At 58.9% G+C, this 13733-nt stretch carries 16 protein-coding genes and 4 pseudogenes; 9 read left to right on the top strand and 11 right to left on the bottom strand.

Annotated features, from left to right (window positions below):
- Positions 1-74 precede the first annotated feature (74 nt).
- Positions 75-956 (bottom strand): LysR family transcriptional regulator, encoded by an 882-nt coding sequence (locus ACVTFQ_RS30795; protein ID WP_283193854.1) that lies wholly within the window; start codon positions 954-956, stop codon positions 75-77.
- A gap of 97 nt (positions 957-1053) precedes the next feature.
- On the opposite strand from ACVTFQ_RS30795, the pseudogene ACVTFQ_RS30800 reads away from it, so the two are divergent.
- Positions 1054-1310: pseudogene (locus ACVTFQ_RS30800) on the top strand (sulfite exporter TauE/SafE family protein); the annotation flags it as partial.
- Positions 1311-1371: 61 nt separating this feature from the next.
- Here the strand turns inward: ACVTFQ_RS30800 and ACVTFQ_RS30805 are convergent.
- The 5 genes and pseudogenes from ACVTFQ_RS30805 to ACVTFQ_RS30825 all read right to left on the bottom strand — a co-directional run bounded on the left by ACVTFQ_RS30805 (position 1372) and on the right by ACVTFQ_RS30825 (position 3804).
- Positions 1372-1746 carry a VOC family protein gene (locus tag ACVTFQ_RS30805; protein WP_111563735.1) on the bottom strand — a complete coding sequence of 125 codons (375 nt, stop codon included), beginning with the start codon at positions 1744-1746 and terminating at the stop codon, positions 1372-1374.
- Between the two features lie 213 nt (positions 1747-1959).
- Entirely contained in the window at positions 1960-2190 is a 231-nt protein-coding gene (locus ACVTFQ_RS30810) for a hypothetical protein (protein ID WP_283193852.1), read from the bottom strand.
- 34 nt (positions 2191-2224) lie between these two features.
- Positions 2225-2461: a hypothetical protein gene (locus tag ACVTFQ_RS30815; protein ID WP_111563844.1), complete on the bottom strand. Its 237-nt coding sequence runs from the start codon at positions 2459-2461 to the stop codon at positions 2225-2227.
- Positions 2462-2657: 196 nt separating this feature from the next.
- A pseudogene (locus tag ACVTFQ_RS30820) lies at positions 2658-3225 on the bottom strand (pyridoxamine 5'-phosphate oxidase family protein).
- A gap of 27 nt (positions 3226-3252) precedes the next feature.
- On the bottom strand, positions 3253-3804 hold the full coding sequence (locus ACVTFQ_RS30825; RefSeq protein ID WP_470424517.1) for a DUF924 family protein: 552 nt from the start codon (positions 3802-3804) through the stop codon (positions 3253-3255).
- Positions 3805-3896: 92 nt separating this feature from the next.
- Between ACVTFQ_RS30825 and ACVTFQ_RS30830 the strand changes: the two are divergent.
- Positions 3897-4031 (top strand): annotated as a pseudogene (locus ACVTFQ_RS30830) (SDR family oxidoreductase); the annotation flags it as partial.
- Between the two features lie 207 nt (positions 4032-4238).
- Here the strand turns inward: ACVTFQ_RS30830 and ACVTFQ_RS30835 are convergent.
- The 4 genes and pseudogenes from ACVTFQ_RS30835 to ACVTFQ_RS30850 all read right to left on the bottom strand — a co-directional run bounded on the left by ACVTFQ_RS30835 (position 4239) and on the right by ACVTFQ_RS30850 (position 6204).
- Positions 4239-4737, bottom strand: a pseudogene (locus ACVTFQ_RS30835) (GNAT family N-acetyltransferase).
- Positions 4738-4969: 232 nt separating this feature from the next.
- Positions 4970-5221, bottom strand: coding sequence for a hypothetical protein (locus ACVTFQ_RS30840; protein ID WP_470424518.1), 252 nt, complete (start codon positions 5219-5221; stop codon positions 4970-4972).
- 103 nt (positions 5222-5324) lie between these two features.
- A complete protein-coding gene (locus ACVTFQ_RS30845) occupies positions 5325-5828 on the bottom strand; it encodes a DUF6180 family protein (RefSeq protein WP_470424519.1) in 504 nt (167 codons plus the stop codon).
- A 16-nt stretch (positions 5829-5844) separates the two neighbouring features.
- The gene (locus tag ACVTFQ_RS30850) at positions 5845-6204 is read right to left on the bottom strand and encodes a response regulator (RefSeq protein ID WP_112950086.1); all 360 of its coding nucleotides are present in this window, start codon (positions 6202-6204) and stop codon (positions 5845-5847) included.
- 155 nt (positions 6205-6359) lie between these two features.
- Here ACVTFQ_RS30850 and ACVTFQ_RS30855 point away from each other — a divergent pair, with 155 nt between their 5' ends.
- The 4 genes from ACVTFQ_RS30855 to ACVTFQ_RS30870 all read left to right on the top strand — a co-directional run bounded on the left by ACVTFQ_RS30855 (position 6360) and on the right by ACVTFQ_RS30870 (position 9935).
- Positions 6360-6542 carry a hypothetical protein gene (locus ACVTFQ_RS30855; protein WP_470424520.1) on the top strand — a complete coding sequence of 61 codons (183 nt, stop codon included), beginning with the start codon at positions 6360-6362 and terminating at the stop codon, positions 6540-6542.
- A 179-nt stretch (positions 6543-6721) separates the two neighbouring features.
- Positions 6722-7165, top strand: a complete 444-nt coding sequence (locus tag ACVTFQ_RS30860; RefSeq protein WP_470424521.1) for a DUF2231 domain-containing protein — start codon at positions 6722-6724, stop codon at positions 7163-7165.
- A 1-nt stretch (position 7166) separates the two neighbouring features.
- Positions 7167-8501 (top strand): PQQ-dependent sugar dehydrogenase, encoded by a 1335-nt coding sequence (locus ACVTFQ_RS30865; protein ID WP_470424522.1) that lies wholly within the window; start codon positions 7167-7169, stop codon positions 8499-8501.
- Between the two features lie 198 nt (positions 8502-8699).
- Positions 8700-9935 carry a DUF763 domain-containing protein gene (locus ACVTFQ_RS30870; protein ID WP_470424523.1) on the top strand — a complete coding sequence of 412 codons (1236 nt, stop codon included), beginning with the start codon at positions 8700-8702 and terminating at the stop codon, positions 9933-9935.
- Between the two features lie 42 nt (positions 9936-9977).
- Here the strand turns inward: ACVTFQ_RS30870 and ACVTFQ_RS30875 are convergent, their stop codons facing one another.
- On the bottom strand, positions 9978-10841 hold the full coding sequence (locus tag ACVTFQ_RS30875; protein ID WP_470424524.1) for an SDR family oxidoreductase: 864 nt from the start codon (positions 10839-10841) through the stop codon (positions 9978-9980).
- A gap of 323 nt (positions 10842-11164) precedes the next feature.
- Here ACVTFQ_RS30875 and ACVTFQ_RS30880 point away from each other — a divergent pair, with 323 nt between their 5' ends.
- The 3 genes from ACVTFQ_RS30880 (at position 11165) to ACVTFQ_RS30890 (ending at position 13658) form a co-directional block, all read left to right on the top strand.
- A complete protein-coding gene (locus ACVTFQ_RS30880; protein WP_111563724.1) occupies positions 11165-11452 on the top strand; it encodes a PRC-barrel domain-containing protein in 288 nt (95 codons plus the stop codon).
- A gap of 192 nt (positions 11453-11644) precedes the next feature.
- A complete protein-coding gene (locus ACVTFQ_RS30885) occupies positions 11645-11905 on the top strand; it encodes a DUF982 domain-containing protein (RefSeq protein WP_470424525.1) in 261 nt (86 codons plus the stop codon).
- A 262-nt stretch (positions 11906-12167) separates the two neighbouring features.
- Positions 12168-13658 (top strand): ATPase domain-containing protein, encoded by a 1491-nt coding sequence (locus ACVTFQ_RS30890; RefSeq protein WP_470424526.1) that lies wholly within the window; start codon positions 12168-12170, stop codon positions 13656-13658.
- The last annotated feature ends 75 nt before the right edge of the window (positions 13659-13733 follow it).

Here is a 13733-nt window from a genome sequence, read left to right on the forward strand (position 1 = left end):
TCTTACACACGCGCACGGAAAGGACCAACCTTACGCACGGCGGTTTGTCGGTCCTCGGCCTTACCTGCCGTGGATCATGCGCGCGCCAGATGGTCGAACAGGTCTTTTACAATCGGCGGGACACCGCGGCTCGCGGCGATGCAGACCGAGAGATGCCGGCGTGCCCAGGTATCGGCCAGCGGCGTTACGGAGAGACCTGATGTGCGCGTGCACCTCCTGGCGACGGTCCCTGGAACGATGGCAATACCAACGCCAGCGCCTTCCGCTGAGCATATGCTTTCGAGTGTCCGCGGCCTGATCCGGTATCGCAGCTTTATCGCAAGCCTGTTCGCCTGCGCATCGATATGATCTTGCAGTGCGCCGCGCTCCAAGCCGACGAAATACTCTTCACCGATCTGCGCGAACCGAACTTCCTTTGCGGTCGCGAGCCAATGTGCCTGGGCCGAGACGACAGCGAGCTTGCTCACGGCGAAGGGCTTGAGAAGGAGTTCCTCGTTGGTGGCCGTGTCCGACAATACGCTTATATCTGCAAAACCTGCCGCGACGCTGCGTGCTATCTCATGGCTTTGGCGCTCGCGAAGCTCAACGTCGACCTTAGAATGCGCCGCAAGCCATGGTGACAGCCGTGTTGGAAGCGTATCAACGACAGCCGCCGTGTTGGCAACAATACGAATGGTCGCCCTTATGCCCTTTGCAACGAGGCTCAGTTCCCCACGCATCAAAGCGGCCTGGTTGAGTATTTCGCGGGCATGGTGGGAAAGTGCCTCGCCCGCTTCCGTTAGCACAACACCTCGGCGGCCTCTTTCCAAGAGGAGAACCTTTCCCGTCGCCTCCATTTCTCGTAAACGGTCGCTGGCCGCAGCAAGAGAAAGACCGACATCGGCTGCTCCATGGGTAATGCTTCCGGCATCTGCTACGGCAAGAAAGAGACGCACTTCGGTAAAGTCAAAGCACATCGAGGGATGCTACAAGCGATTAGCCTTCGGTCTAGGCGAAGGCTTGATACGGGAACGCCGCATTGTGCATGCCGCCGCATAACCTATGAGAGAGGTTATGACCGGCCTATCAACCTCGACCCTGTTCGCCCTCTTCGCAACGTTCTTTGCCGCCGGAGCGGTTAAAGGGGTGACCGGCATTCGCCTCCCAACCGTTGCAATGGGATACTTGGGAGCCTGCTATCACCGCTCGCAGCAGCGTCGTTGCTCATCATTCCGTCCTTTGTGACTAACGTCTGGCAGTTGTTCGCGGCACCACGTTTCATGGGCATGCGTAGGCTCTGGACAATGATGGCGGGTGTGGTGGCCGGAACACGCAGCAGTGACCGGTACTGGTGGAGGGCGAAAAGTGGTCGCCCATCCTGATGATGCCATCTTACTTCGTCGGTTGAGACCGCGCGGTCAGTTTATTTCCATCAGGATCGCGCAGATATGCAACGAACGCCCCGTTCGGACGCTCGGAGGGCGGACTCTCGATTGCTGTGCCACCGTTCGCCGTGCCCGCGGAATGCCAACTTAAAACATGGTCTGGGCTCGTGGCGGCGATACCGATGGTCCCGCCGTTGGCGGCAGTTGCCGGATTGCCATCGATCGGTTTCGTGATCATCAGCCGACCACCCTCGTGGGCGTAGATCAGCCTGCCTCGTGCATCCATCTCGCCCGGCTTGCCTCCCAGTGCGGCGAACGTGGCGTCGTAAAAGCGTCTCGCTTGCTCCAGGTCGTTGCTGCCAATCATGACGTGGGTGAACATTGCATCATCTCCTGGAATGGGGTCTAACCCGCGCGAGCGGGTATTCCACCGTGCCAACCAAATCCGGACAAAGTTAGGTCAGATAGCGCCAGCCACCAGTAGCATCGCTCACCCGGTTCAGTTTCATCAAATCAGCAGCCTGTCGATGCAATGGCGAAAAGCTGGCAGCAAAAGCCTTCAGATTGGCGCATTCCTAGTCGCTGGGAGCTTGGATCAATCCGAGAACCTAACAATGACCCCACGCTGGCGAAAATAAGCCTTCATCCGTTTCCGACCCTCCCGATTACTTTGCACGAGCTTGGTGGGATCGAACACGGCATCTTTCTGGCTTGCACGCGTCAGCGCTGCCTTGAGCTCTGCGATGCGCTCGTCGATGTCGGCGTTGTCGGCCTGAAGCGATTCATAGATCCGCTTCGTTGCATCTTCTACGGTCAGTTCACTCATTCTCATGCTCCGGCTTTCCGTGTAGCCCTCGGCTTTACGCCGCCAGCTTTAGTTCGAGCTTCCACGTGTCCTGGGGATTGTGCTTGGACTCGTGGATCGAAAGCCCGCTGCCTTCCATATCGATTTGCATCGTCGCCAGGAGCCAATCGGCGGGCATGACACAGGGCAGGGCTTCTTTACCGATAATATCGAGGAGCTCGTTCTCAGTCGCGAGGCCATTGCGGGACTGCTGACCAGTGCGGTCGAGGGTCCATAGGTAGCGTATGGTCAAAGTCTGTAGTCCATGCGTTATTCGAGCGCCTTCTCTACAGTCCGGGTCCACCAAGATCAAGTTCGGCGCTTTGTCACAGTTCACCGAGATCCGGATGATCAGCGTAAAGACTGCAGGAAAAAGCGTCACCCTTGTTCACCCCTGCCGCGACGTAGCGTTGGTTGAGCGGGCGGTCCTACGCTGAGCTCCAGACAAATTAGGGATTGATCTTTCGGGCATCCAGGAGTTCACCACGGGATCCGTAGGAAAACATCGCTCGCCGATTGGCTCCACGCTCTAACTGGAACCAATCGAGTTCGGAAGCGCGGAAAACTATGACTCCGAAGACGACCTTTCCGCTTTCATCGCCACCATTCGCTGCGTCAGACCTCTTACCTGTAGGCGGGTCGCCCGGTGGGCCGCCAGCGCAGGTTGACCGCGTCCATGGCGACAGACGATCCCGCATCTGCTGCTACCGGACTCCCTGGTCCATGGCGCTCCGCTGTGCCACGTAACCGAAGTTGCTGGCCCCGCGCTGGGTCAAACGCCAAAAGCGTTACCGAGGGATTGGCGCCAATCTTGCGCCATTTGTCCGATCGAGTATCCGTGTGAATCTCGATCGTGCGCTTTTGCCCATTCGTAGACCGCGGGACGACCAGGCGAGCCTGCGGACGCCCGTCGGAATCTACCGTGCACAGGTTCACATGGCGGAGGCCGGAGTTCGGATCCGTGCCTGCAAGTTCGAGATCGATCCAAGCGGCTTCATCGAGCTCGGTTAGGTTCATGCCGACTTCCAATGAGATGGCCAGATTTCAAAATCCTGCTCCCGGCTGCGCCAAGTAGTCAAGCTCGGCGGCCGTCGACTGTCGGCCAAGTGACCGATTTCGATGCGGGAAGCGGCCGTATGACCTGATCACCTCTCGGTGGCGGATCGCATAATCAAGGTACTCGTCATCGCCCAGTTCGGTGAAAAGCGCAACAGAGCGATCCTGATGCGCGATATCCTCCGCATGTTCGAACGGCATGTAGAAGAAAACGCGGAGCTCTGGCGAGACAAACTTGTCGTGGCCAGACCTAAGCGCCAACTCGGATTCGGCCAAGGCAAGGCCGTCTGTCGCGAATGCGAGTGCTGTTCCGCGGTAGATGTTGCGAGCAAACTGATCGAGCACGACAATCAGCGCGAGATGGTTTACGGCGTTTTCCCGCCATTCAGGGCTCGGACCAGCTGCGAGCGCAAGATGGGTGTCGCGGAACTGACTTTTGATTTCAGCGTCGAGCTCAGTGGCGCCACGGAACCAGTCGTCGCGGCCGCACTTCTTGAACCAGAAGTGATAGACGTCCTCAGGTGTACAGATCGAACTCACGTGTCCTCCTTGCGCCGCAGGTAGTGGTTGCCATGCGAGGCTCCCTAAAACCTAAGCGCCTAGCGCTTCTTCGCCACTTCAACAAGAGGCCGATCCATCCAATGAAAAGAATGGCGTCCGCCCTGGAGATCGCGCAAGCCGCGCTTTTCCTTTTATCGGACCGATCCCAACTCATGACCGGCAGTCCAATGATCGTCGATGGAGGCATGTCAGTCCGCCTCTTGTAGCAAGCGGATGTGGCCGCCGCGACAACCGGACGCCGCGGCGGCTTTTCGCCCGAAAGCGATTGCACTGCGAGCTGAACTATCAGCCGAACGCTACGTCAGGCCGTGCTACTTATCCGGATCACGCGGCGGTCCCCGACAGTCTTGAGACCAGCACAACACCAGCAGGTCGGCGGTTCAGCCACCTTGCAACAAGCCGGTCGCAAGCCTTCAGCGAGTGGATAAAGGCGGCGGGCGAGGGGATGTGGTCGAACCGGTCCCCAGCGAACGCTGCACCATGACACTGTCGGCCCAGCGGCCGTAGCGATATACGACGGCTGGCATTAGGCCGACGCGCACGAAATTGAACCTTTCGTGCAGGTCAAGCGACGCCGCGTTGTCGGCGTCGATGTAACCGATGATCTGTCGGAAACCTGCCGCGGCACAGGCGTCGGTCAGACCGCGTAGGAGCTGGCTTCCGACGCTTGCCGATGTGGTCATGATGCACATAGATCGAATACTTGACGGTATAGCGGTAGGCAGGGTGTTTGCGGAACAGCACGAGATATGCATAACCGACCACGGTCCCGTTTATGGTCGGGACAATATGCGGAAAGCGCCTGCTTTTAAGGTTCTTGCGTCGATCGCCCAGGTCATCCGGCTCCGGCGTATCGCTGTCGTCCACGCCCTCTTCGACGCCTCGGCAATCGAACGCAAGATGTCGCCTGATTTATGACGGTGCTGTGACGATGGCGAGAAGTCCATCAAGGAGGGCGGGAAAGAATTGTTTCAACACCACCTCTGCCGCCCGCTCGGTCCCGCAGCGATCGTCGGCGTCCTTGGAACTTTCATTTTATTAAGCAGGTTCGAATATAATCGCATGCACAAAACAAGCGTGCGTTTGCCGTCACCCCTTTGGACGGATAAAATTCGAGCTCGCGTTCTCCTGCGAGGGCTTTCTTTTACCAGCGCTGCCACGAGTCCGGCTGAAGTGACTCCGCCGCGTGACGCAGCGAATAGCCCTCCAGCGGCTCGACGAGCGCAATGAGCTCGAAATCACTGATCATGTGATGTTGGTCGGAGCCGAGGACGGCCAAGGTCCAGAAGTCCGGATCCTCACCGAAAATCGTCGACATCTGTACGATTGTCGTCCGGCCATCGGTGTGTTTGTCGGACCGTGCCCAGTAAAATGCGTCTGGAACCAAACTCTTCATCACGTCTACTCCCCACACAATGAGGCCACGATATCAGGAAATTGTAATATAACCATCTCTCGTCTTTCGCCACCTACAACGAGGATAAGGACGATACTGTAGGTTATTCCGCGGCGGCTTTGACCGCGGCGTTTGCCTGGTCTGCAAACTTACCGAGTGCAGCCTTCGGTCCCTGATAGTCGATCCCCTGGACAACGCTGACAGTCGTGCTCTCAACCTCGATGCACTGTGCGATGAAAGGGCCGCGGCCTTCATCACCGCCTCGGACGACCACGAGCTGCCCTGGGAGCGTCTGTACATCGGATGCGAGCCCCGATTGTTCCGCCGTTTTCTCGATCGTGCTCCCGCAGGTCTCGATGCTCAACTTTGCCTTCGGTGTGCGCTCCACGTGATAGGTCAGATTGAAATTGCTATCTTGCGCAAGAACAGGAACCGTAAAACCAAACACGCTCGCTGCGGTGAGCAGCAGGGCAGAATGATTCATTGAAACGTCTCCGCTGAAAGGCTGGATGTCGCCGGGGAATTGGCGCTCGGTCGACGAAAGGGAAGAGATGGGATGTGCGCTAACCAGCCGCTCCAGCTCGAAGGGTTGTTCAGATCGGAGCATTTGCTCGCTTCCACGTTCAGTCCGCGGCGAGTAAGCGAGCCAACGTTTCCTTGAGCATTTCCGGAATAGCCGGCTTTCCAAGCCATAGACCCTTTTCGAATGCGTGCTTTGCATCGTCATCGACCTCGGCGCCGGAATACACGACGAAGGGCACGTTCGCGTCAGCCAGCGCTGCTACAACATCGACGCAGAGGCCATCATTCAGTCTTGGATCTACAACTGCGACATGAGGCTTGTTGGACTCGAGCCATATTAACGCCTCTGATTGGGTGTCAAAAGAAGTGATGGAAGATGCGCCGTAGCCTCTAAGCATGTCTTCCATGTCGAGCGCGATGAACGGCTCGTTTTCGAGAACGAGTACGTTTCCAAGTTTCATTGCTGCGGCTCCCTCCAATCAATACGTTGACCGAGATCTCCGTTCGGACAACCAGCACTTTATCGTGTCGAGGGCCGTTGCGCTGTTTTGTACGCTATCAGACGGTAACATCTCATAGTCTTCCGCGTTCTCCGCCCGAACGGGAGAATAAATACATGACAGATATCACGGTGAAGCGCCGGGCAACTTCGAACCTTGCAAAGAAGATCGAAGCGCGCGTCCGGACGGATGAAATTGCGCGCGAGACGATCACTGAAGAATGTGGGCGCAGGGATGCCAAGACCGCGCGGCTGCGGGCCGCGCGGATCCAGGCACAACAACAAGAGAGGCAACTGTAATCCGGCGCGCGACATTCACATGAAGCGCCAAACGCGGTCCTGCATGATCGCGTCAACGACTAAACTGGCGATTGAATAGCGGCGCCACGCTCTCAAGCTTTGCGAATGCAGTCATGGCGGGAACAATCACTAAGATCGTCAGTTTTCTCACTAGTTGCCGGTTTCTTTGGAAAATGCCCATGACCTATACCGTCTCTGCGCCCGCGCTGCGGGCATTCAAATCACCCTTCCGCTCAATCCCCCTACATTTCGCCGCTGCCTGTTTGATCGGCGCGCTTCTCACCGATATCACTTATTGGCGAACGATGCAGATGATGTGGACCAACTTCTCCGCGTGGCTCCTGCTCGCCGGGGCCGTGCTTGGTGCCGTCGGATTGCTGGCCGGGCTGATCGATGCGGCGCGGGGTCTTCTTGCGCTGAGGACTGCGGCGGGTTGGCTCTATGGTGTCGGGAATCTCATCGTGTTTGGCCTCGCCATCTTCAACTCCTTCGTTCATAGCCGTGACGCCTGGACATCAGTGATGCCGCTGGGATTGGCACTCTCTGTGGTGACTGTCTTGCTGGTGTTGATCGTTGCGGTTCTGGGCGCGCGCGTCCGACGCCTCGCTGCGGGAGGATGGTAAAATGAAGTTTCTGTCTCAGCGATATCGCATATTCACGGCCGGCCTGTTCGCGAGCGCCGGTCTATTGGCGCTAGCCGGGTGCAGTGACAGTGAGCCGGAGCCGACGGAGATCGGCCCTAGCCCGAAACTTCCGGCCCAGGCCGAATATCTCGTGCCGCCGATGAACGTCGCGAAGGTCGTCGGTTGGAAAGATGGCGAGACGCCGAAGGCGGCGGCAGGGCTAAAGGTCCAAGCTCTGGCCACCGGGCTTTCACATCCTCGTTCCGTCTACACGCTTCCAAACGGCGACATTCTGGCCGTCGAATCCACGGCGCCAAAGGGCGAGCCGATCACACGGCCCAAAGACCTGATCGTAGGCTGGGTGCAATCCCTGGCGACAGGAGGTGGTGGCGGAGGCGAGGCCAGCAACCGTATTACGTTACTTCGCGACGCCGATGGAGATGGTGTGGCTGAGACGCGGGAGGTGTTTCTCGATCATCTGAGTTCGCCTTTCGGCGTGGCGCTGGTCGGAGGCGATCTCTATGTCGCCAACACTGACGCAATTGTCCGCTACCCCTACCGCGAGGGCGATACCAAGATCAGCGACCCCGGTACGGTTCTGACCGAGCTGCCGGGCGGCCCGATCGACCATCACTGGACAAAGAGCCTCGTGGCTAGCGACGACGGTAGTCTGCTTTATGTCGGCGTAGGCTCCAACAGCAACATCACGGAAAACGGCATCGAAGCGGAGAAGAACCGAGCCGCGATCTGGGAGGTCGACCGTCAATCGGGCCGCCACCGGATTTTTGCTGCCGGCCTGCGCAATCCGAACGGATTGAGCCTGGAGCCGCGGACGAAAGCGCTCTGGACGGTTGTGAATGAACGGGACGAGCTCGGCCCGAACCTCGTGCCCGACTACATGACCTCGGTTAAAGATGGCGGCTTCTATGGCTGGCCATATAGCTATTACGGGCAGAATGTCGATCCGCGCGTGATGCCGCAGCGTCCGGATCTGGTCGCGAAGGCGATCGTCCCGGACTATGCGTTGAGCTCGCACGTCGCCCCGCTCGGCATGACATTCTATACCGCCGACAATCTGCCCGGGGCCTATCGAGGCGGCGCGTTCGTTGGTGAGCACGGCAGTTGGAACAGGCATGCTTTCAACGGCTACAAGGTCGTGTTCGTGCCGTTCAAGGATGGAAAGCCTGATGGTTTGCCGCAGGATGTGCTTACGGGGTTCCTCAACGAGCAAGACCAGGCGCGAGGTCGACCGGTCGGCGTGGGCGTTGACGGTAGGGGGGCGTTATTGGTCGCCGATGACGTCGGCAACACGATCTGGCGGGTGACCGCGCAGTGAACCGCTACGATGCGCCGGTGCGAAACCAGGGATTAGGCGGCGACGCGTCACAACAGGGGCAAGCAATTCGCTGACTGTCCTCGGCATTTATTTCCGGCTGAGGCCGAAAAGCGCACGATCGTTGTTCGAGATCAGAAGACGGCCAGTTTGCGGGCGATCGGTTGTGTTTTCGGCCGGCCGAGCGTAAACATCGTCGAGATGTCAAAACGATCAGGCAGCGCCGACTTGCCGCTTCACGGCGGACGCGTTCCTCCATGGCTGGGCGAGCGCATGACCAAACTTGGCGTTCTTATCGCGGAGGCGATTATCCACCACTATGGCCGTGATGAGTTTTTGCGCCGACTATCTCACCCGTTCTGGTTCCAGTCGTTTGGATCCGTCATGGGCATGGACTGGCACTCTTCCGGTATCACCACCAGTGTGCTGGGGTCGCTAAAACGCGGTTTGAAACCGCGGGCCAGGGAGCTTGGGCTCCATGTCTGCGGTGGCCGCGGCTCCCATTCGCGAAAAACGCCGGACGAACTTGTTGATGTCGGGCATCGCGTGGGTCTCGATGGCACCGGGCTCGCCAATGTCAGCCGCCTCGTGGCGAAGGTCGATAGCGCTGCGGTTCAGGACGGATTTGATCTCTACCTGCATGGGTTCATCGTTGCCGACGACGGCAAGTGGGTTGTCGTGCAGCAAGGGATGAACGACGCGACCCGCCAGGCGAGACGGTATCATTGGCTGTCCGAGGGGCTGGAAAGCTTCATCGATTCTCCCCACAGCGCGATCGAGGGGCGAACGCAGGGCGATATCATCAATCTCGCCGACAAGCGCGCGGAGCGTTCTCGCGTCGGACAACTGGATATCCTTGCTTCGCTCGGACCGGATAGAATTGTTCGGGAAGCGTCCGCGCTCGCCCGCAAAGTCGAGGCAGTACCTGCGCCGGAACCGGCACAACTGTCGCTGCCACACCTCGTCATGCCCGCTCATCACGATGTCCGCGAGACGGATGTGAACATGAAGCGGCTGCATGGCAGCCTGGCGGCAGCGGCGGATCGCGGTCCGATCGACTTTCAGGAGCTGCTGATGGTCCCAGGCGTGGGAGCGCGAACGGTCCGGGCGCTTGCGATGGTGGCGGAAGTGGTCCACGGAGCTCCCTGTCGGTTTTCCGATCCGGCGCGATTCTCGATCGCCCATGGCGGTAAGGACCGACACCCGTTTCCGGTGCCGCTGAAGGTCTATGACGAAACCATCAGCGTCATGAGATCAGCCGTTGCGAAGGGGCGACTTGGGCGCGAGGAGGAACTTGCAGCCCTGCAACGCCTGGATATCCAGGCGCGGCAGCTTGAGCGTTATGTCACGGGGCCTGATCTCAAGGAGATCATCGCGGGCGAATTCCGAGATAGCGCGAGCTTCGGTGGCCGCAGCGTGTTCGGCTGGGAGGAATGACCGGTCACATCTTGGCTGGTCATTCTCAAAGTGCCCTTGATGCTAGATCATGATCTCGCCGCCGGTCACTGGAATGACCGCTCCGGTCATGTAGCTCCCTAGCTCAGATGCCAGGAGCACATAGGCGCCCGCCAATTCCGCCGGCTGACCTGCGCGGCCGATCAGCGTTTGCTCGCCGAACTTGGTGGTCTTCTCCGGTGGCATCGTGGATGGGATGAGCGGCGTCCAGATTGGCCCTGGCGCCACGGCGTTGACCCGAATGCCTTTCTCGGCGACCATTTCCGCTAGCCCGGCGGTGAAATTTGAAACGGCGCCCTTGGTTGACGCGTAGGCAAGCAGGTGTGCCGACGGTTGTCGAGACTGGATTGAGGTCGTGTTTATGATCGAACTGCCTGAGCGCATGTAAGGGATCGCGGCCTTCGACAGGAAGAATGGCGCGTAGATATTGGTGCGGAACGTCCGATCCCATTCTCCGTCGGTGATGTCTGCGATATCGGCATAGGTCCGCTGAAACGCGGCGTTGTTCACAAGCACGTCGATGGCGCCAAGTTCTCGCACGGTGTGCTGGACGAGATCCTTGCAGTGATCTTCGGACGTGATATCGCCTGGGACGACGACCGCCTGCCGACCTGCTTCGCGGACCCACTTTGCCGTATCCTCGGCGTCCTCGATCTCGTCAAGGAAGGAAATCACAATATCGGCGCCCTCACGGGCAAACGCGATCGCAACTGCCTTGCCGATACCCGAATCCGCCCCCGTGATTAGGGCGACCTTTCCATCGAGCCTTCCGTTACCGCGGTAGGAACGCTCACCGTGGTCGGGAACGGGCTGCATCCGTGAGGTGCTGCCGGGCGGCTGTTGGCGCTGTTCGGGGTAAGGGGGTGCTGGTCTGCGGTCATCGCTCATGGTCGCCTCCTTTGGCTGTTCAGGAGGCAAACCTACGCGAGCGGCAACAGTTCCCACTGTGGTCCCCGTCGGCGACTTTGGTCGTGATGGAACCTGTCTCCGAACTCCAGGTTTGCATTTGGAGATCGCGCTTGTGTCAACCGGACGCGACAGGGATGGTGAACGCAGCGGTTTTTCCGGTTTCTCGCTGCGGGCAACGAAACGCCAGGCGAGCATCCGACCTGTCCAAGCTGCGATTTCGCCTCAAAGCCACCGGGCCTGCGGTAGCACGAGGAACAAAGCCGCGGTGGCGACGTTAGGGTTTGTAGCTAAGGAGAATGCTAATGGATCACACGAATCACGTGCGCCTTTCCGCTGCCGAGCTGACAGCGGACAATCTTCAAGGAGCGACCGTCTATGGCGCTGACGACCACAAGGTCGGCTCCGTGGATCACATCCACGGAACGAACTCGGTCGTTATCGATGTCGGCGGTTTTCTCGGGATCGGTGCGAAGCCCGTAGCCGTGCCGTTTTCGGACCTCGACTGGATGCGCGACGAAGATGGCGATGTTCACGCGGTGACAAGCTGGACGAAGGATCAGCTAAAGGCGATGCCCGAGCATCGCGATTGAGAAGGCTGGCTCGGTTCAATGCCGGGCCTTTTCATGGCCTATTTTTGATCCCCGCCCGGCCGGCCTGTGCAATCCACATTTCGGGACCGTCGTCGGTCACAAGCGAAGCTTAGCCTGACTAATGCCGGGTAACGTTTGTACGGTGGTGACCGAACCAGCGCGCGCTGGACCCCCCGAGGGGAGCGATGTTTCTTGCATCCGCAGGGAGGAAAACATGCCGATCACCAAGTGGAGAAATCCAGTTATCATCGTGAATGGGGTAAGCGGGAGACTGTAGCAGGCCCTTTCGAAGCCATGATCCATCTGACGGATGGCTGGCCGGAGCGCACCAGCGCGTTATTTATCGAGGCTCGAAACGCGTGCCGTGCCGCGGTAGCAGGCCTCATCGACGGCGATGTCGCTCAAATCAAGTTTTTGGCTGCGGTGGAAGAGGCCAAGCCGGGTGTCAACTGACATTCATTTTCGTCGGGTGACTTTAGGAGGCGCTGCTTGGCGGCCTTCCAACTGCAAATGTTCATCTGTGCGCTACCGTACAAAATTCGGCGGACGACTGCGTCTCACTTATACTCGTGGAGCATACGCGCGGCCAGCCATTCTCTAAATCGTCGTCAGCTTAAGCCTGGCGCGACGTGTGTGCGGCTATCCTTGCCTTCCGCCGCTTCCTTCATATTTCCCAGGGACAAGCCCCTTGGCGACGAACTTCCAGGAACACACCTTGCCACCAACTCTTTCTTCCGGAAACAAAGGCCTTGATATCATCCTGAAGGGTGGACTGCCGTCGCGGCGCCTTTACCTCGTTGAAGGAGCGCCAGGGTCGGGGAAGACCACGCTGGCGCTGCAATTCTTGCGAGAAGGCGTCCGTCAGGGTGAGCGGGCGCTCTATATCACGCTTTCTGAAACGGAGGAGGAGTTGTCCGCCGTTGCAAACTCGCATGGGTGGGACATCAAGGAGTTCGACGTTTTCGAATTCAACTCCGCGTCAGACGTATTTGGCGAAGGACGAGAACAGTCCATTCTGCATCCATGGGAGATGGAACTCACCGAGACGATCCGGCTGATCCAGGATGAGGTTGAGCGGGTCAAACCGAAGCGGGTTGTGTTCGATAGCCTTTCAGAGATGCGCCTGTTGGCCCAGGACCCGTTGCGTTATCGCCGGCAAGTTCTTGCATTGAAGCAGTTCTTCTCGGGACGCGACACGACGGTCCTTCTGATTGACGACATGACCGGCAACGCCGAGGAGCGGGATGCTCATCTCCATAGTCTCTGTCATGGTGTCATCACCCTCGAACGGCTGACGCTGGATTATGGCGCCGCCCGCCGCCGCATGCAGGTGCAGAAGCTGCGTGGCGTCGATTTCACCGCCGGATATCACGACTTCACCATTAGGAAAGGTGGGCTCGAAATCTATCCGCGCCTCATCGCCGCCAACCATCACGCGGGTTTTTCCGGAGAAGTGACGGCGAGCGGCGTGGTCGAGCTGGACCGTCTTTTGGGCGGTGGTCCGCGACGGGGAACCAGCACGCTTCTGACGGGGCCGGCCGGCTGCGGCAAGACCACGATCGCCCTGCAATATCTCTTCGCAGCCTGTGAGCGCGGCGAGCCCTGTATTGTTTATGAATTCGACGAACGGATCGGAACGCTGCTTGCCCGTGCCAAGGCGTTCAGCCTCGACCTGCAACCCCATATCGATAGTGGCCTGCTTGTGGTCGAGCAGATCGACCCGGCGGAAATTTCCCCCGGCGAATTCGCGACCCGCGTCCGCGGTGAGGTGGAGGCGAGAGGCGCACGGGTGGTGGTGGTCGACAGCCTGAACGGCTACATGGCCGCCATGCCGCAAGAGCAGCATCTAATCTTGCAGATGCACGAACTGCTTTCCTATCTCAGCCAGAAAGGCGTCGTGACTTTCCTGATCAACCCGCAGAATGGTCTCGTTGGAAGCATGTCGACCAACCTGAATGTATCCTATATCGCTGATACCGTGGTGTTGCTTCGTTTCTTCGAGGCGGAAGGGCGTGTCAGAAAGGCAATATCCGTGTTGAAGAACCGCAGCGGCATGCATGAGGATACCGTTCGCGAACTGCGCATTGACAGTGGCGGCATCAGGATTGGCGAGCCGCTTTCGCAATTCCGGGGAATTCTGACGGGGACACCTGAATACATGGGCGCGCGGGGTCCGCTGATGGAAGATCGCGAACGTGATGGCTGAGCGACTGCGAGAAGGTCGCCGAATTCTCGTCAGCGCTCCGTTCGGGCGCGATGCCGACAGCGTCGCGACGCTTCT

It is taken from the genome of Rhizobium sp. O111, from assembly GCF_055616315.1.